Here is a 17,819-nt window from a genome sequence, read left to right as displayed (position 1 = left end):
GGGACTTATGAAACATCTACTTGTGTTGATGATGATCTTAACACCATTTGTATCTTACGCTGGCGATGTCGGCTGGGGTGAGCGTGGTAACGGCAATGAAGATGCGCCTCCGCCTTGCAAGCAAGCCGCTGATAAAATCAAACCCATCACGCCACGTCCGATGCCAGAACCTCGTGTCAGAGGCTCTGAAGTCGACCAGCACTGCATGGGTGATGGAAATCCTATCGACGACGATTCTCGCCCGCAATAGTTAGCGGCAGAGTTCAAAGATCTTTTCAGCGATCCGCACGCCATCACAGGCTGCGGACGTGATTCCGCCGGCATAGCCGGCACCCTCTCCGGCAGGGAAGAGGCCCTTGTGGCTCAAGCTCTGCAAGCTGTCCTCACCACGAGTGACCCGGACCGGGCAGCTCGTGCGAGACTCAACTCCATAGAGCTGAGCATCCTCAGTCACAAAGCCCTTCATAGAGCGTTCAAACTTATCAAAGCCTTCTAAGATGCGTTTACGGATAAAGCTCGGGAGGAGTTCGTCCAAACGAACGGCCTTCGTGCCTGAAGGAACGGAGCCTGGGTTCACCTTGCCGATACGGCCGCGCACGAAATCCATCATATTCTGAGCCGGAATTTCTTTGGTGCCACCGGCGTTCTGAACCGACTGGAAGGCCTGAGTTTCAAGCTCACGGCGCAGTTTCAAGCCACCAAAGACATCGTCTCCGAAGTTCGTTTTATGATCGACACTGACGACGATAGCAGCGTTGGCGTAAGGAGAGTTCCGGTTGTAGTTACTCATTCCGTTACAAACGATGCCGTCAGCTTCGGTGCCACTTGAAAGCACGTAACCGCCCGGGCACATGCAGAAGCTATAAACGCCGATGTTGGTCTTGTGATCATGATCGGCGAGCTTGTAATTTGCGGAGCCCAGTTTTGGATGCTCTGAAAAATCACGATATTGAATTTTGTTAATGGCTTTTTGCGGATGTTCAATGCGAAGACCCATGGCGAAGGACTTGCCTTCCATGAAGACGTCCTTTTCACGCAGGTGCATGAGCATGTCTTCCGCCGAGTGACCTGTCGCCAGCACCACATACGGAGAGCGGTAATCTGTGCCTTGCTCGGTTTTCACGCCGACGGTTTGTCGGCCTTCAAACAAAATCTCGGTCACTTGCGAATTGAAATGAATCTCGCAGCCGTTGGCGCGGAGGAATTCGCGCATTTTTGGAATCACACGACGAATTTTATCAGAGCCCACGTGTGGATTGGCAAGCCACTGAATTTCAGCAGGAGCGCCAAACTGAACAAGGCGATTGAGCACATACGGAATGTGCGGAGATTTAATCCGCGTGATGAGTTTTCCGTCGGAGTAAAGACCCGCGCCGCCTTCGCCATAGCAAACATTGTTTCTGCGATCGAGCTCGCCATAGCGCCAGTAACGATTGATCCCTTTGATTCGTTCGGCACTCTCAGAGCCACGTTCAAAAAGAATGCACGGAATGCCACGCTCAACCAGGCGGAGAGCTGCAAAGAGTCCCGCGGGACCTGAGCCCACGATGAGAGGTTTTTCAGTGACGACTTTGCTGATTTTTTCAACCGGGTAGTTGTCGATTTTCAGAGTTTCATTTTTCTCAGCGACTTCGACCGAGTAAACGAAGTGCACGTTATGCGAGCGACGGGCATCGACGCTCTGGCGTAAAATGCGATAGGGCCCGTGATCCGGCATCAAATACTGCAACTTTTCCTCGAGATCCGTGTCAATCGGGACCTCTAGGTTCTGAAAAATTCGTGACATATTTAAGCTATAGCACCACAATGGGCCCCATGTCAGCCATTACCAAATTTCTGCCTCGGAATCATTTAAGCTATCTGGTCGGTAAACTCGTTCACTGGCGCGGCCCCCGTATTTGGGCGTCAGTCACGATCCGTATTTTTGCTAAAATTTACAACATCAACCTTGATGAGGCCGAAAAACCGGTGAGTGGTTATCCGAGTCTGGGCGAGTTCTTCGTGCGTAAGCTCAAAGCGGGTGTGCGTCCTGTGGCGAAGTCGGCAGCGGCGATTCACCCGGCGGATAGTCAAATCAGCCAATATGGTCGAATCCACGGTGGAAAACTTGTACAAGCCAAGGGCAAGGACTACTCCGTTCAGGATTTGCTGGCGAATCAGGCAGCTCTGCAGACTTACCAAAACGGCTTTTTTATCACGTACTACCTCTGCCCAACGGACTATCACCGTGTGCACTCTCCGGTGAGTGGGCTTATCACGAAAGTGACCCATGTGCCGGGCGAGCTCTGGCCGGTCAATAAGTGGAGTGTGGAAAATATTCACGATTTGATGTCCGTGAACGAGAGAATCATCGTCGAAATCGCCAGTGACTACGGTCCTGCAAGCGTCGTTTTCGTGGGCGCAACGAATGTGGGGCAAATTGAACTGAGCTTTGATCCGAGCTTCCGTGGCAATCAGCTCAATATGAGCAAAAACCGTGTGGTGGAATACAAGACTCCGATCTCAATTGAAAAAGGTGATGAGCTTGGCATGTTCCGCATGGGAAGCACGATCATCATGGTTTACACCGAAGATTTCGCGAACAAGTTTGAAGGAAAAATGAACCTCGATCAGTTCGTGAAAGTCGGTCAACCCCTGACCCGCGACTAAAAGGTACCAGAAGCTCAACGAGCCTCGCCCAAGGGCTCTCATTGAGCCTTTTCGGAATTGACTTTAGCCACCGGCGCCTTCGGCGATGAACGAGGTCACTTCTCCGTGATGAACCGAGTAAGTGATCTGAATGGGACGGCAGCACACTTCGCAGTCCTCGATGTAAGACTGCGTATCGTCTAACGACAAATCCAGCAGCATAGAAATTTTCTGATGACAATACGGGCAGCGAAAGAACTTCTCTAACTCTTCCATGGAAATATTGTGCCTGAATCGGCTGATGAGGCAAAGGTGTTATACGACAATTATGCTAAAAGCCGTTCGGTATTCTTACAAGGCTCACGCAGAAGAAACCACCGAACTTCGCATCTGTCGAACCCACTCATTGAATTTCGCGAGATACTCTTCACGAGCTTTCTCGCCTCGAGCCGCTTGAATGCGATTGGCTTTGAGGTAGCCTCTGAGCTGGAACTCCTCAACGCGTGTCTTAATCACGCGAGTAAACGCGAGGCCTTGCCAGAACTTTTCGTCTGTAGGCTGACCCGGCAACGGCTTAATCGAGCAGACGACGGGCTTCGGCGGGGGTTCGTACGCGGATGAATTTGGGGGCGAATTGCGGGTCTTGCATGAGGGAGCTGTAGAGCTTGCGGTTGCGGTTGTAGGTGCGCAGCGACCACAAAATGATAGACTCTTTGCTGAAGAAAGAGAGGCGGAAACTTTCCGTGTTGTCGCCGCAGACTTTCGCGCGCGTAAAGGCTCGGTGAATCGTGCGGCGGAGGATTCGCCACCATACCAAATGGCGCGGATAATCGAGCCATATGATGACATCAGCCTTATTCCAGATGATATCGCGCACCTTGGAGTAATTACCGTGAACGACCCAGCCTTTGTCGTCCATCGCATTTCGTACGCGAGACTGAAAGGCCGCGGGCTCAGCTGGAGTCCAATGAGGTTCCCAATAAAGGGCATCAAGTTCAATATCCGAAAGCTCGTACTTATGGGCGATGGCTTGAGCTAAAGTCGTCTTGCCAGCACCACTGGTGCCGACAATCACGATCTTAGAAAAAGAATTCAGTTGTACAAGCGACATAGGATTATGCCGGGTAAGAGCATTCCGTTGCAGGAGTTTCAGCCACCGTCACCCGAGTCAGAGTCGGCAGCACGGCGCGGGCTTTATCGTAAAGCCACTTCGCCAGATACTCCGAGGTTGGATTTTCAAGGCCCGGGACCTCATTCAACACGCGGTGGTCGATCATATCCAAAATCGGCTTCATGCGTGCCTCAATCTCGTTATAATCAATCACCCAGCCAACCACAGGATCAAGGCCCCCGACCAGGGTCAGGATGATCTTAAAACTATGGCCATGCATACGAGAGCAGGGGTGAGATTTTTCAAGCTTTGGTAAAAAGCGCGCGGATTCGATTTGAAAGTGCTGTTTGAGTTCGAATTTCATGCTATAGAGATCATACTATGACTGAAACCAGCTTACAATTGGCAAAGCAAAATTTTAAGTTTTCAAGCGCCCACTTTCTAATTTTTGATGATCACTCCGCGGAGCGTTTGCACGGTCATAATTACCAGGTCCGTGTTGAAATCGGCATCCCAGATCAAGACGCGATGAAAGCCACCGGCTTCTTCGTCGATTTCAATGTATTTAAGAAATACATTAAGTCTGCTCTGGATCGCTGGGATGAAATGGTGATTTTGCCAAAAGACCATAAGGACATGAAATTCAACAGTCGCGGAACGAGTCTCGAAGTGACATTCCGTGATCGTTTTTATACGTTCCCGGCGAATGAAGTCGTGTTGTTACCTGTTACCAATACGAGTGTAGAACAGCTGTCTCGATTGCTTGCCGAAGATTTCATGCGCGAATTTAAAGCCTACAAGGTGAGCTTTGTTAGTGTCTACGTGGAAGAGACAACGGGGCAGGGGGCAGCCACGAAGGTGACTGCGTGATCTCCCAAAGATTGAGTTCGCGCACGACGCGGTAATTCCAAAAGCAAATCGTACCGCCGGTTTCAAGCATCCAAGCGTTGAGTCTTTCCTCAACGATCTGCGGAGTCCCATTACAACTGATATGGGCAAAGTCGGCATAGTTCTGTGCCTCTGCCACCTGCCAGGACCATGGCGTCTTATGAGACGAAGATAGATCGCGATTGATACCCGATTGCGTTTTTTCAATCCTCGCCACCAGTAGCCGAGCCGAATTTGGATCGCGGATTTGTTCCAGCGTTTGTTGAATCATGAGGGGCGTCTCCATCGGCACCACAAAAGTTTCAGTCGTGTCGGGATAGAGAGAGGCAAAGAGGAAATATCTTTTCTGCGGAATCTGACTGAGCTGCAGAGTCTCGTCTTGCAGCGGGATTTCTTGAGACAGATCGCTGAGGACTTTTCCAGCCCAGCGGCCCTTCCCATGAATCGTGACGATGCGAGTGCCGTAAGGCAGATTCAGCAATCGTGTCTGGTTTTTAAATTCCGCCGGCAGAGTGATCAGCTGTGTTCCCAGAAGGCCCCAGAGGCTTTCATAACTGATCTCGAGAGTGTTGTCCTGTTGTGAGAGATTCGTGAGATTCAGGTTTAAGAGCGTATCTTCTTTGCCGACAATCAGGCTCTTCCAAGGCGAAGTTTGTTTTTCGAGATTCCACTTAAGCGTGCTGTCCTTACAGCGGGCCGAAAAGCTGAGACCCGCAACCTGGGTCTTCATGGCAATGGCTGTTTCTCCCGCATGATAGTAGTCGGAGAGTGGCAGACTTAGTTTGCCGCGGGCTTTGATTTCGCCGTAGGATTCGTCAAAGGGTGTTTCGCCGAGGTGTTGAAACCAAAACGATTGAACTTCCGAGGTGGTATTTTCTACTTGTAGGTAGGTGTTTTCTACCGGGCACAGAAGTGGAGAATAGTAGTTCTCGGCGTGCGCAACGGAGCTGAAAAGGGCACCTATAAGGAAGCAGTGGCCGAACCAAAGAAGTGGTTTCATACCTTTCAGATCGGTTTTTGGTCGGTAAACTGAAACTTTAGCCGAGTGCCAGAAAAGAACTGGCTCAAGGTCCCGATGTTTAGTCCGGCGACGTGCCATTCTCAGTAGGCTTTCAAGTAGAGTCCGGTTCCCAAAATGCCTTATCAAGTCGGGGGCAAGCGGCTAACACAGATAAATGATGACTCTTCTCAATTACGCTGAAAAACACTCGCTTGCGGAAAACCTCGAAATCCTTGGGATTCAGGGGGAAAATGCCATTTGTGAACGTCTCCAGGAAATGGGGCTGCATAAAGGGCTTAAAATCAAACTTCTGGGGCGCGCTCCGCTCCGGGGACCGCTGCTTATTCAGTTCGGCACAAGTTTCATCGCTCTACGCGCAGAGGAGGCCGCATGTACTTTGATTCAGGCTCAGTAAAAGCTCTGTCCGTAGCTCTTGTTGGGGCACCGAACTCCGGCAAGACGACGCTCTATAATTGGCTGACCGGTTCGAATTTTAAAACCGTGAATTATCCGGGCGCAACAGTGGAGTATTCTCTCGGCCGTTTGGCTCCGCACTTGCGTGTTGTGGAAGATGAAAAGCTTCTTGTGATGGACACGCCCGGCACTTACAGTCTTCATCCGAAAAGTGCTGATGAAGAAGTGACTCTGAAAGCAATTTACAAAAATCCTGAGCTTGGCCGCGTGGACTACATCGTTGTTGTCGTCGACGGGACTCAATTGTCGCGTCACCTTCAGCTTGTTCAACAGGTGAAGGAAACAGGTTTTCCGTTTGTCGTGGCGTTTACCATGGCTGATCTTATGCGTAAGCAGGGGATTCATCCTTCATTGGAAATTCTTGAAAAAGAATTCGGCTGCAAAGTCGTTCCTTTTGAAGGACTTCTCGGTGGCGGTTTGAAAGAGCTTGTGACGGCACTCCGCGCCCTGAAGCCTTCGGCGAAAGTTCAGGATCCTGTGGTTTGGGACTTTGAGCATAAAGAGCAAAAAATCCGCGAGTGCGAAACTCTCGCAAGCCGTGTTCTGCATGAGAACGACAAAGCCGCGAAAGAAAAAATCCAAGGACTTGCTAAAAACACGCGCCGCTTGGATCAGTTTTTATTGCATCCGGTGTTGGGTTTGCTTTTGTTTGTGGTTATTATGGGCGCGCTCTTTACCAGTATTTTCTGGGTGGCGGCTCCTTTGATGGATCTGGTGGACGGAGCCTTTAGTGCGCTTGGAAACTATGTCCATGCATTTGATGACAAAGCCCTGTGGACGGACTTCCTGGCCAACGGTGTGATTGCGAGCTTCGGTGCGGTTTTGGTTTTCGTTCCGCAGATTTTCATTCTGTTTCTTGGTATTGGCGTTTTAGAAAGCACGGGCTACTTAGCGCGGGCGGCGACCTTGATTGACCGTCCGTTTTCAATGTTGGGGATGAGTGGACGTTCGTTCGTTCCAATCTTGTCAGGCTTTGCCTGTGCCGTGCCTGCGATGATTGCAACAAGAAATATTTCTTCCACTCGCGATCGTTGGATTACAAACTTCATCGTGCCTTTGATGACTTGCTCAGCACGTCTTCCGGTTTATGCGCTTTTCTTGGCGTTCTTATTCAAAGACCAGCCGGCGTGGAAGGCCGGAATCGCCATGGCGATTTTGTATTTCGCCGCGGCCCTTGTCGGCGCCATTGCGGCCGGCGTGATTAATAAATTCTTACCACAAGGACAGAGCGCATTCTTTATGATGGAATTGCCATTGTACCGTCGTCCGCGTGTAAAAGTTCTTCTTCGTCAGGCGCTGACTCGAACATTGTCTTACGTCAAACGCGCCGGACCGCCGATCTTTATTTTTGCGGCGATTATGTGGGCGGCAACGACGTTCCCTCACTACAATATGGAAGATGCTCAGCAGAAGCTTGAGCAAAGCTATGCCGGTCATGTCGGTCACTTGATTGAGCCGATTGTTCACCCCATGGGGGTTGATTGGCGTGTGGGCGTTGGTTTGATTTCAGCGTTTGCGGCCCGTGAAGTGTTCGTTTCTTCTTTGGCTGTGACTTTTAACATCACTGACGACAATGCCGATTCTGCTCAACAAAGCTTGCTGACACAGATGCAGACTGCGGTGAATTCTCAAGGTGAAAAGGTCTTTACTGTTGCCAGTGTCGTGGGGCTTTTGATTTTCTTCATGATTGCGCTTCAGTGCATGTCGACCTTTGCTGTTTCGGCGCGGGAGATGGGATCTATTAAGTTTGCCCTGACTCAGCTCGTAGCATTTAATATTGGTGCTTATGTGCTTGCTGTCGCAGCTTATCAAGGCTTGAAAGCGATGGGGCTTGGATAGACTCTGATGGGGTATGAAAGCCCTTTTCGGTTTGTTATTACTATTTTTGACGGCTTGCTCGACTCTCAGCAAGCCGTTTTTGTATGAGGCTAAGACCGCCTCGAATTCCATGTATATTTTTGGCACTATTCATATTGGCGTACCGATTCAAGATGTCCCGTCGGTTGTGATGGATAAGTTTGATCAAAGCGAGCGCTTTGACATGGAAGTGGATTCGAAAAACTATGACACGGAAAAGTCCTACAACAAAGAGGCCGAAAAAACCGTGGCAGAGTACTACGCTATCCTAAACTCCCTTCATAAAGCAAATCCCGAGGCCGCCGACCGCCTTGCTGCCAGGGTTGAAATGAAGAATTACCTGCAAGCAAATAAACCGCTGCCAGTGCCGCAGAAAAAACTCAGCCAGCGTTTGACGCCGAAGGCCTGGGGTTATGCGCGGGCTTACTTTAAGCAAATGGATCTTGAAACTCTTGAGAAAGTTTCTCCAGAGACCATTGTCAGCTTTATCTCCGATGTTCAGGTTGTCACTGTCGAGGCGACACCTGCGTGGGTTGCAAGGATGGATCCAAAATTTTCGATGGATCTGAATTTTCAATCCCGGGCCCGGGAGCAGGGAAAGCAGATCTATCAGCTAGATGATGCAGAAGTCCTATCGGGCACCTGCGGTGATCTGGTTTCTTCGGCTCAGATCGTCGGGTACTTTGATAGCAAGAGCGCGCAGGATCTGGTGAAAGAGTTTGAAGTGCTTGAAAAAGTCTATCGCTCGGGTGATGAGAGTGAAGTTGCAAAGATTTCTTTTAAAGACGATCCGGCACTGGAAAAGTGCCTGTTGCAGGATCGCAATCGGAAATGGATTCCACGTTTAATTGCGGATTCTGAAGGAGCTGCGATGCGCGGGCAACCTCCGCTCTTTGCCGCGTTTGGCACGGCTCACTTGTTTGGCCCCTATGGAATTCTCGAGCTTCTTAAAAAAGAGGGCTACACAGTTCAACGGATCGAGCGCTAGGGGAGTGCTGGGATGGCGCGGATCTCCCGGGCCTTTGTTTCAATCCACTGCTTGCAAGTGTTTTGATTCGTTTTATCGAAACTAAATCGGCCCGCGGCGATCACTCTATGGTCGTCCGGATTTTCAACCAAGGTCAGTCTTTTCTGCAATCCCGTGGGTGAAACGTATTCCGCGAACTGAACCGTCGCGATTCGGGTCGGAAAGCGCACGTCACCCGCCGTCTTGCCTTTTTTTGCAGAAGTCAAGGCCGCACCTAGGTTTGCACAAAAGACCCATCGATCCGTCCCGCCGATTTCAAAAAGATTAATGAAGCCATAAAATTCTTTGCTGCTGGCTTCAAACACCGGCCCCAGATATTCGACTTCTGTTGATGACACAATCTTAGAAGCCCGTCGCGGAGTTGAGGCGAAGCTTTCAAATCCCGCAGGACCACGGGAGGTCAGCTCCGGTGAAAAGACATAGCCTACCACGGCGCGAACCGGAGCGCTTTGTTGCTCGTACGTGCCATCTTCCAGGGCGACAAGTTCTGCATACGCATAGAAGAGTTCGTGCAGGACGAGGGCGACCCGGTTGCCGGAATCCATCTGGTTCCAATATTTCTGGCTGAGGCGGATTGTTGAGCCAAAGCGATTGGCCAGCTGCACGACGGTGAGCGGAGTTAAATCAATCGGACTGCGCTCTGGAATTTCAACAAGGCTCTGATCAGTGAGCCTCCATAAAAACATTTCCAGTCCCAGAGCGAGGCTGTTAGCTGTAAGAGGCGAGATTTTTTCAAGCTCCGTCAGCTTTAAACTCAGAAGAAGTTTTTCATCCGCGGTTAGAAAATCCATCTTTTGTGCGCGCTCTGAGTACTGCGGTGATGGTTTGAGATTTTTATTAAAAGACGGCGTGGTCATTCCGGCTTCATAGAGATCTAGGAGGTAAGGGGTGTTGTTAAGCAGAACGCCGGCGCCACCGTTTCCGACATCACGGATCCCGGCAAAGCTATTCAGAGACCAGAGGATAAAAAAGAAAAAGAACTTCATTGTTTTTTTCTCCCAAGAAGGCTGAAGAATTGGAGGCTCAGGCAAAACACATCATCCGGTGATTTTGTTTTTGAAAAGCGTATCGCGAAATCCCGGCGGAAAGTTTGCAGTAATTTTTTAGCGGCACTGATGTCTTCTTTTGATATCGAAAAGACGGTCGAAGAAAACTCGCGTTCATCCACCGTTTGATTTTCAAGCGCCATCTGTGCGCGGCTTAGAACTTGAGCGTGAAAGTGACGAATGGCCTCAGATGCCCGGCCATTGCCGACCGTGGTGAATTCGCCGGTTGGAAGCAGGCGGCCTTTTCTGAGCTCAATGAGATGGAGTCGCTCGAGTCTTTGCAGAGATTCCTGTAAAAGGTCCTGCGGAAGCTCCAAACGTTCCGCGAGGAGCGCTGAAGTTTCGTAAGTGTGCTGTTCTATTTCAAGGAGTTCTAGAATAGCGAGGTGATGCCATTCGGAAATTGTTCTAAATGAGTCCTCCTGCAAGTCTTGATAAACCTGAGTCGTTCGAGCAAGCACATTGGCCCGCGCGCTTTTCTTGGCTTTTTCACTGCGTGAGAACTGGATAATAAAAAGTTCTGCGAAGTGCTGGCACTGCGTTTCGTTAAGATGCATTTTTTCTGCCACTTGAAAGGCGCGCTCAAAAGACAGGCCGTATTTGCCCTTCATAATTTCAGTGAGTGTCGATGTTGCTAGCCCCAGATCACGGGCAAAAGCGCGCAAGGAATAGCTCGGATTTCGCGCCACGCGATTGTCGTAAGCCTCTTGCAGGTATTTTAAATGGTCGGAGTAATAAGTCGTATTGCTCACGCTTAACGGTACTATTATCTATTTTGGGCCACAATACGAGAGGTGCCTAGTAAATCTATTTTCGCTTTCAAATATTGTGAGGGCTTGAATGGGAGCACTCGTGGTGCTTAACGGCCGCGTTTTAAAAAGAAATACTTTCGATACCAGGCGGAGGTCTTTTTGCGGAGTTGGGCTGGGCCGTCTTCTGGGAAGATATTGATTCGGAAAATTGCAAACGGATTTTCTTCATGATGAAGACCGCCGGTGTCCGTGTTGACGGCAAAGCTATAACCGGCCTCTTCCGCAAGTTCAGCGGCGCGCGGGCTTGTAATACCATAGGTGAAAGCATAGGTGCCGATGTTGCCGAAATCTTGTTCTAACGCCTTTTTAGACTCTTGCAGCTCGGCTCTGGCTTCGGCCTCCGTCATCTCAGTGATCTTGCGGTGGCGGAATCCATGGGAGCCAATCTCGTAACCGTAGTTTAAGAGCTGCTTTTTCTGTTCGAGGTTCATAAGAGGCTGCATTGGCTCTTTGCCGTCATTGTCCCAGGAGTTGGCTTCGAGCGTATGATCCGCCAACAGGAAAATCACGGCCTTCATGCCGAACTCTTTTAAAAGAGGTGCTGCATTGGTGAGGTTATCCACATAACCATCGTCAAAGGTCAGAATCAGCGGTTTCTTAGGGAATTGCTTAAAGTCTTTTTTGCCTGAGCGGAAGTCTTCGAGGTCTTTAAAATGGAGTGTTGTAAAACCCCGCTCTTTAAAGAACTGCAAGTGCGACTTGAAAGTTTCTTTCGTCACAAAAATACGATGCTGAGTTTGTAACGTCTCATCCGGCACTTTGTGATACATAAGAACTGGGATGTGTTGCGAATGGTTTTTGAGGAAATATGCCGATTTGTAGGTGTTCAAGATTTTACGGCAAACACTTTCTTGATCAAAATTACGAACAACTACTTCGCGGATTCCATGGCGTTCGGCAGAGGTGAGACTCTCGGGACTTTTTAAAAACTGAATCACCTCGGCAGTGAGTTTTGTAAAATCAATCGGCGTCGTCGCTTTGCCGTCAGCACCAATATCGCCAAAATTACTTGCCATCGCGCGATCAAGGCTTTCCTTCGTAACAAGCCCCTCGGCATTGTATTCGCCGATGGCATAGGTCGGAATCCCGCGCATCAGGGAACTAATAGCAACACGGCCCGCGCCCATTACAAGCTGGAACTTGCCGAGTTCCTCATCGAGATTGTCGAGGTGGGTGTGGACATGCAGGCGCTTGGGATATTTCTCTTGAAGAGCGAACACTCTTTGCATTGTTTCGTCGCCTAAAAGCTGAGGATTGCCGCCGATGACCTCAATCTGAAGATCCGGAAAGTGCTTTAAAATTTCAGGCAGGCTGTGCTTGATGAATTCTCGGGCGCGTTCTCCTTTGGGGCCCGTGAAACGTCCCACCCAGGCCATGCGCGGTCGGGTTGCGAGCGTCTCGACAAAAGAAAGCTTTTGAGAGTCCACGGGGTTACGGACCAAACGCATTTTTCTTTCGCTCATACCGAGCTTTGTTGAAAGTTTGGTCGTGAGGTTTTCGCAGATGCAAATGCTCTTTTCACCGTAGATATCGAGAAGTTTTTTCGACAAAGACACTGGTTGACGGCCATGAATTGTCGAAACGACAGCGACATTCGTCCCTCGTGTCGCCCAGTAGGCAAGGCGTGCCGCCGCACGCGAATGGCAGTGGATTACTTGGATCTGTTTTTCTTTTAAAAACTTACGCAGTAAAAATGTGCTGCGGAGGCGTGTGTGGGTTTTATTGCTATGAACCGCCATCGGCGTATAGGGCTGGCGAGTTTTTACGTGAATGCGATCCGAGATAATGTGCACGTCATGGCCATGATCCGTTAGCCAATTGGCTAGGGTGATGGCGTAGGCTTCCGCCCCGGTTGGTTGCATCTGTGATAGCAAGTGAAGAATGCGCATATATCTGAGCCGTACCTTAACATAGAATTGGCCGGGAAAGCATCTAGATCCTTCTAAAAACAAGCCAATGATTTATGCTTAGAGTTTAAGGAGAACTCGCCAATGACCAAGTTCGGACTTTTACTGGGTGTGCTATTTATTGGTTTTAATGCCTTTGCTGTGCAAAAAGGGTCTGATTTCAAAGAGGTCGGTGCAGAAGACGAAGTCGTTTCTGAAGGCGGTGATAAGTCCTCCTCCACTGAGGCGGCAAAGCCACAGCTTGGCGAAAACGAAGAGCTGGTTTCAGGGACTGTTCGCGTAATTCGTAAACTGGAAATGACCGAGGTCTTTTTTAAAGAGCTTAAAGACTCCTATTTCATTCCAAGTGGCGGTCAATACAGTTCTATTTTTAAGGCCTGTCAGGAAAGTGAAAAGAAGGGCTCTCCGATCGGACTCAAGGTTAATACAAAGAGCCGTCGCATTCTTGCTATTGAGTCCTCGGCAGTAAAAAGCCCCGCTGCGGGCGGGGCTGAAAGTAAATCTTCATCTGGAGCAGCGGGCAGTAAATAACTAGAAGCCGTCAGTTGTGCCGACTTTGCCACGAGGGCCGTTTGAGTTAAACTCCGGCGGATCTTCGTCTTCATCAAAAGGAATGACAGCCGCCGCGGTACTTTTTGCCGTGACCTTCGGAGTAGGTTTCTTTTTCATCTCGAATTCAACCACATTGTTTTTAGCCTTCGGCGTCTCAGACGTTTTAATCGCCGGTGCTTTTTCAGCTTTTGGCGCGACCACCGGAGTGGTTTTTATTTCATTTTCGCGGAATCCCAGGATCACGGCGTTAAGGTCTTGAACCTTTTCCTGCATGTTTTGGGATTGCTGCAGAAGCTCTTCCGCGGAGGCTGCAATTTCTTCCGCAGAGGCCGCATTCATTTGAGTCGACTGATCAAGTTGATTCATTGCTTTGCCCACTTGAGTAATGCCTGTGGACTGTTCGTTGCTGGCGGCTGAAATCTCGTGATTGAGATCTGCGACCTTTTTCACTGATATAACGATGTTATTCAAAACCGTGCCGCTATGATCAGCGATCTTTGTACCGCGGTCGATTTTTTGAACCGAATCTTTGATAAGATCGCTGATGTCTTTTGCGGCGACGGCGCTTTTCTGCGCCAGCGAGCGAACTGCGTCGGCAACGACCGCAAAGCCTTTACCTTGTTCTCCGGCCCGGGCCGCCTCAACCGCGGCGTTCAGTGCCAGCAAGTTGGTTTGAAAGGCGATATCGTCGATGACGGTAATAATCTCTTCGATCTTTTTAGAAGATGAAGAAATCTCATGCATCGAAGAAATCAAGGAGTGAATTTCCTTTTCACCTTGTTCGGCAGAGTCGCGCGAAGTTTGTGATAATGCAGAAGCCTGCTTGGCGTTGTCCGAATTCATTTTCACCATCGAAGACATTTCCTCCAGAGAAGCCACGGTTTCTTCTAGGGATGCGGCCGCCGAAGTAGATGCTTGAGAAAGTGTTTGGCCAGTGGCTGAAAGCTGTTGGATAGAGTCTGTCACGTATTTGCCTGAAGTCAGAAGGGCGTTTGCAATATTCTCAACCGTGTGAGAAATTCTTTGTGCCATCCACATCAGGATCCCTATGAGAGCAAAAATCGCAAATGCGGAGGCAAAGATTGTAATGTTGAGGTTCTGACGATAGAGATCGTCTTTCTCAATTGTGTTTTCCTTGGAAGTTTTCTGGTAAATAGCAGTGTTCATTTCAGTGACTTCGCTGATGTCATTAGCCATGGTGCGCCAGCCATCACGGAAAATTTCGCGGACTTTCTCATCGCCTTCAGGACTGTGTTTGCCGAGCTCCGCAGCGATTGTTTCTGTTGCTTTAGCAAAGGCTTCTTTTTTGTCTTTTACCTTGGCGTAGTTCTTACTCTCTTCTTCTGAAAAAGGCGTTGCCTCGTAGGCTGATTGGTATTTTGTGTATTCCGCAAACGCCGCTTTGAATTTTTCAACATGATCTTTGCGGAAATCCTTGTCAGTAGGGTTGGCAAGGGTCGCCCAGAGATGATTTGAAAGAGCCTGGCTGCTTGCTGCCATATGCCCTAAATCATCCAGTGAAGGGATCACATCGGTATAGGCTTCCGTGAGCATGGCACCCATTTTTGATAGGCCATTAATATTCAATGCTGAGATGGCAATGAAAGCAAAGATCGGGAAGATTGCAGACATTAAGAGTTTGCCGCGAAGGCCGTGGATCCAACTTTTGATCTTTTTCATGATTCCTCACATAGCTAAGAACTTGTTTTCTTTTCGACTCTTTTTAATTGAAACTTAACAGTGCTAACCGTAGGTCCTGGATTAAAATGAGACCCTAACCGCCGCGTCTTGACCGCCTGGACCTCTAAAACTACTGTGGGGTTCTATGGCGACAAAAATTATCAGCGGCCACTTTCAAACTCTCCTGGGACACTTGATCCCTTCGCCGAAACTCGAGATCATCGGGGAAAAACACATCATAGAACTTGCGGACGGGGATCGCCTGGTTGGCTTTCTTTATAAAGGCACCTCCGATATTCTTGTCAGTCTTTATCATGGTCTTTCCGGTGATATAGAAGCTGATTACATGCAAAGAACGGCGATTCAATACCTGGCAATGGGTCACAGTGTATTTCTTGTGAATCACCGTGGGGCTGGCGCGGGAGCGGGGCTTGCGCAAAATCCTTACCACTCAGGGCGTGCAGAAGATGTTTCTGAAGTGGTTCGCTACTTGCGTGAACTTCAGCCGACAAAGAAGCAGATCACAGCGGGATTTTCAATGAGCGGCAATATCATTCTCTATTTGCTCTCAGGCCAAAGAGGAGAACATCTTCCCGATGGGGCCATCACCGTGAATGCGCCGATCAATTTAAGTTCGTGCGCGGATTTACTCGCAAGAGGCTTCAACCGCGCTTATGATCTTCGTTTTGTGCGCAGAATCGTGCAACAGAAAGCGCTGAATATTTCTCCGTGGACGACGCTGACTCAGATTGATGATCTTTACACGGCTCCGCGCAGTGGATTTAAAGATCGTCATGAGTATTATCAAACGTGCTCGTCCAAGCCCCATGTTCATAAAATTCAAAAACCGGCATGCGTCCTGACGGCGGAAGATGATCCGTTTATTCCAGTACAGGACTATCGTGAGGCGCCGTGGTCTTCGTCGGTAGAGCTCAAGATCCATCCGTGGGGTGGGCATTTGGGATATTTGTCAGCGAAAAAGAACCGTCTCGGCAATCACCGCTGGCTCGATGAGTACATGGTGGAAAGCCTGCAGAATCTCATCTGCAGGCTATGAGTTTTACAGAAGAAGTGCGCGGATAAAGAAACCAATTCCGCAAGCACCAAACACTAGACTTAAATACCAAAAGCGGCGGCGTCTCATCAGAACTGAAATCGCGGCAATCGCAATTGCCACTTGAAAGAACGTCACAGACTTCGCATACACTTCGTGAATCTGAAGGTGATGCTCAGAGGCTTCTTGTTTTTCTTTCGCGTCTTTGCTGATCTCTTCTTGCTGTTTTTTGTATTCTTCGGCTTTGTGAAGATCTGCTTCTTTAGGAGTTTTACCAAGCTCACTGAGAATCTCAGTTTTTGCACTTAACAGGGAGCTTTTAACTCCTTTTGCCTGGTAGTAGGCCCACTGATCAGAAGCTTTTATCTGCTCAATCATGGCCTCGTTGGAGTGGTGCCCGGCAAGCAGGGCCGAGATCGCGGCAAAGACCGCAATGAGGGCCGAGCTCAGCGCCACTTGAGAAATCCATTTATCTTTTGAGTGGGCTGCATGTTCGCCCATTTCTTCATGCAGATGTTCTGTCGGAACTTCGATTTCTTCCATACACTATTTCTTTTTTTTCTTTTTGTCGATTTTGAGTGCCGGCGTTGCCGTCTTGACTGAAGTGAATGTGGTTTTTCCGTCAAGATCCTTAAATGAAAGCTCCCAGCTGTTGCCGTCAGGCAGTTTTGTCATCGTTGCATAGCCAAAGCTATGGCCCGACTTCGTATCGCTAAAGAAATCTTTAATCGTAAGGCCGCCGATTTTGTTTTTCAAAATTTTATCGCGATTCATGAGTTCTTCGCTGTTATCGAGAGATGTACCGCTATTGCCGACCACGATCTGCTGTGGAAAGCCATCGGCCTGCAAAAGCTGAGTGTTGTGAATGTGGCCTGCGATCATGAACGCGATTTTTGATTTAAGTCCTGTTTTTGCGAAAGCTTTTTGCAAATTAATATTAGTCAAATCAAGCCCCCCTTTGCCGTCTTCGACAAGGCCCGTGACGGGCTTATGAGTGATCAACCATACTTGTTTGGCCTTTTTCTCTGTGATGACCTTTTCGATATCTTTGAATTGTTGTTCCCAGAAGGCTTCATTCTCTGGAGTTTCAGGGCGGTCATTAATAGAGGCCGTATCGAGGTTCACTAGGAGTAAATCGCCGATTTGAATGTATTCCGTTTTTTCGGCAGGGATACAGTTTTCTTTCCAGGTTTGCTCGGTGAGAAGCTTATAGCCTTCCCATGCGCGTTTGCAGTCCTCGTGGTTGCCGCGAACAAAAATCCATGGAGCGACCGCAAAGCCAGCTTGGGAGGGTTTAAAGAAATCTGCTTCCCAAGCTCTCCAGCCATAGCCGATCGTGTCTGTGTAATTGCGGCAAACTTTTCCTTCACTGCAGTTTTCACGATAGTGGTAATCGCCGACGTGAATAATCAAATCAGGTTTTTCGGCTGCGATTTTTTCCATATTAGCAGCGTAAGACCATTCTTTGCTGTCTTTGCAGTTCTGATAGCTGTCGCCATACTTGGATTCTTTCAAACGGCAGCCCGTATCGCCGATGAAGACAATTTTTTTAATTTCATCGGGTTTAATGTTGGCCTGTGATGTTTTTTGAACCACGAGGTCTTCAAATCCCTTGTCGCTTTGGAAAACCTGATCCTCTTTTAAGACTCTGACCGTGTTCGCAGTCACACCTTTTTCAGACAAGGACGTCCAATGGTATTCCTTTTTTGTTGTTTGGGGTGTTTCGTGGGCACACGCCAAAAGCAACAAAGGAAAAAGTAACATAATTTTTTTCATGAGAAGA

Annotated in this window: 20 protein-coding genes; 8 read left to right on the top strand and 12 right to left on the bottom strand. The window is 49.0% G+C overall.

The features are described 5' to 3' along the window. Positions 1-7: 7 nt before the first annotated feature. On the top strand, positions 8-250 hold the full coding sequence (locus JSU04_08190) for a hypothetical protein (protein MBS1970273.1): 243 nt from the start codon (positions 8-10) through the stop codon (positions 248-250). On the opposite strand, the gene JSU04_08185 is transcribed toward JSU04_08190, so the two are convergent. Beyond that, positions 251-1,786 (bottom strand): FAD-dependent monooxygenase, encoded by a 1,536-nt coding sequence (locus tag JSU04_08185; protein MBS1970272.1) that lies wholly within the window; start codon positions 1,784-1,786, stop codon positions 251-253. A 29-nt stretch (positions 1,787-1,815) separates the two neighbouring features. Between JSU04_08185 and psd the strand changes: the two genes are divergently transcribed. Next, positions 1,816-2,649 (top strand): phosphatidylserine decarboxylase, encoded by an 834-nt coding sequence (psd, locus tag JSU04_08180; protein MBS1970271.1) that lies wholly within the window; start codon positions 1,816-1,818, stop codon positions 2,647-2,649. A 63-nt stretch (positions 2,650-2,712) separates the two neighbouring features. On the opposite strand, the gene JSU04_08175 is transcribed toward psd, so the two are convergent. From JSU04_08175 to JSU04_08160, 4 genes are all read right to left on the bottom strand, one after another. Further along, positions 2,713-2,904, bottom strand: coding sequence for a CPXCG motif-containing cysteine-rich protein (locus tag JSU04_08175; protein MBS1970270.1), 192 nt, complete (start codon positions 2,902-2,904; stop codon positions 2,713-2,715). Between the two features lie 84 nt (positions 2,905-2,988). Beyond that, on the bottom strand, positions 2,989-3,198 hold the full coding sequence (locus JSU04_08170) for a hypothetical protein (protein MBS1970269.1): 210 nt from the start codon (positions 3,196-3,198) through the stop codon (positions 2,989-2,991). A gap of 4 nt (positions 3,199-3,202) precedes the next feature. Further along, a complete protein-coding gene (locus JSU04_08165) occupies positions 3,203-3,739 on the bottom strand; it encodes an ATP-binding cassette domain-containing protein (GenBank protein ID MBS1970268.1) in 537 nt (178 codons plus the stop codon). Positions 3,740-3,743: 4 nt separating this feature from the next. Beyond that, positions 3,744-4,103 carry a 6-carboxytetrahydropterin synthase gene (locus tag JSU04_08160; GenBank protein MBS1970267.1) on the bottom strand — a complete coding sequence of 120 codons (360 nt, stop codon included), beginning with the start codon at positions 4,101-4,103 and terminating at the stop codon, positions 3,744-3,746. 17 nt (positions 4,104-4,120) lie between these two features. Between JSU04_08160 and JSU04_08155 the strand changes: the two genes are divergently transcribed. Next, complete coding sequence (locus JSU04_08155; GenBank protein MBS1970266.1) at positions 4,121-4,609, top strand: 6-carboxytetrahydropterin synthase; 489 nt, start codon at positions 4,121-4,123, stop codon at positions 4,607-4,609. Here the strand turns inward: JSU04_08155 and JSU04_08150 are convergent. Next, complete coding sequence (locus JSU04_08150; protein MBS1970265.1) at positions 4,551-5,627, bottom strand: hypothetical protein; 1,077 nt, start codon at positions 5,625-5,627, stop codon at positions 4,551-4,553. The two genes, JSU04_08155 and JSU04_08150, sit on opposite strands and share 59 nt — an antisense overlap. A gap of 178 nt (positions 5,628-5,805) precedes the next feature. On the opposite strand from JSU04_08150, the gene JSU04_08145 reads away from it, so the two are divergent. From JSU04_08145 to JSU04_08135, 3 genes are read left to right on the top strand one after another with little or no spacing between them, the layout of a single operon-like run. After that, a complete protein-coding gene (locus tag JSU04_08145) occupies positions 5,806-6,042 on the top strand; it encodes a ferrous iron transport protein A (GenBank protein ID MBS1970264.1) in 237 nt (78 codons plus the stop codon). Then, complete coding sequence (locus tag JSU04_08140; GenBank protein MBS1970263.1) at positions 6,018-7,940, top strand: ferrous iron transporter B; 1,923 nt, start codon at positions 6,018-6,020, stop codon at positions 7,938-7,940. The genes JSU04_08145 and JSU04_08140 overlap by 25 nt, the downstream gene beginning before the upstream one ends. A 13-nt stretch (positions 7,941-7,953) precedes the next feature. Next, a complete protein-coding gene (locus JSU04_08135; protein ID MBS1970262.1) occupies positions 7,954-8,946 on the top strand; it encodes a TraB/GumN family protein in 993 nt (330 codons plus the stop codon). Here JSU04_08135 and JSU04_08130 read toward each other — a convergent pair. The 3 genes from JSU04_08130 to JSU04_08120 all read right to left on the bottom strand — a co-directional run bounded on the left by JSU04_08130 (position 8,943) and on the right by JSU04_08120 (position 12,732). Continuing rightward, complete coding sequence (locus JSU04_08130) at positions 8,943-9,971, bottom strand: hypothetical protein (protein ID MBS1970261.1); 1,029 nt, start codon at positions 9,969-9,971, stop codon at positions 8,943-8,945. The genes JSU04_08135 and JSU04_08130 overlap by 4 nt on opposite strands. Beyond that, positions 9,968-10,783 (bottom strand): DUF4423 domain-containing protein, encoded by an 816-nt coding sequence (locus tag JSU04_08125; protein ID MBS1970260.1) that lies wholly within the window; start codon positions 10,781-10,783, stop codon positions 9,968-9,970. The genes JSU04_08130 and JSU04_08125 overlap by 4 nt, the downstream gene beginning before the upstream one ends. Positions 10,784-10,890: 107 nt before the next feature. Then, positions 10,891-12,732 carry a polysaccharide deacetylase family protein gene (locus JSU04_08120; GenBank protein ID MBS1970259.1) on the bottom strand — a complete coding sequence of 614 codons (1,842 nt, stop codon included), beginning with the start codon at positions 12,730-12,732 and terminating at the stop codon, positions 10,891-10,893. A 102-nt stretch (positions 12,733-12,834) separates the two neighbouring features. Here JSU04_08120 and JSU04_08115 point away from each other — a divergent pair, with 102 nt between their 5' ends. After that, positions 12,835-13,281, top strand: a complete 447-nt coding sequence (locus JSU04_08115; GenBank protein MBS1970258.1) for a hypothetical protein — start codon at positions 12,835-12,837, stop codon at positions 13,279-13,281. Here the strand turns inward: JSU04_08115 and JSU04_08110 are convergent, their stop codons facing one another. Beyond that, positions 13,282-14,934: an MCP four helix bundle domain-containing protein gene (locus JSU04_08110; GenBank protein MBS1970257.1), complete on the bottom strand. Its 1,653-nt coding sequence runs from the start codon at positions 14,932-14,934 to the stop codon at positions 13,282-13,284. Between the two features lie 193 nt (positions 14,935-15,127). Here JSU04_08110 and JSU04_08105 point away from each other — a divergent pair, with 193 nt between their 5' ends. Continuing rightward, entirely contained in the window at positions 15,128-16,039 is a 912-nt protein-coding gene (locus tag JSU04_08105; GenBank protein ID MBS1970256.1) for an alpha/beta fold hydrolase, read from the top strand. 3 nt (positions 16,040-16,042) lie between these two features. On the opposite strand, the gene JSU04_08100 is transcribed toward JSU04_08105, so the two are convergent. Both JSU04_08100 and JSU04_08095 read right to left on the bottom strand, forming a co-directional pair. Beyond that, complete coding sequence (locus JSU04_08100) at positions 16,043-16,579, bottom strand: DUF4337 domain-containing protein (protein ID MBS1970255.1); 537 nt, start codon at positions 16,577-16,579, stop codon at positions 16,043-16,045. A gap of 3 nt (positions 16,580-16,582) precedes the next feature. Further along, complete coding sequence (locus JSU04_08095) at positions 16,583-17,812, bottom strand: metallophosphoesterase (protein ID MBS1970254.1); 1,230 nt, start codon at positions 17,810-17,812, stop codon at positions 16,583-16,585. Positions 17,813-17,819 lie beyond the last annotated feature (7 nt).

This window comes from Bdellovibrionales bacterium (genome assembly GCA_018266295.1).
Classification (GTDB): Bacteria; Bdellovibrionota; Bdellovibrionia; order Bdellovibrionales; family Bdellovibrionaceae; genus JACMRP01.
The sequence above is the reverse complement of the archived record's forward strand: the minus strand, read 5'-3'. Positions and strand labels throughout refer to the sequence as shown.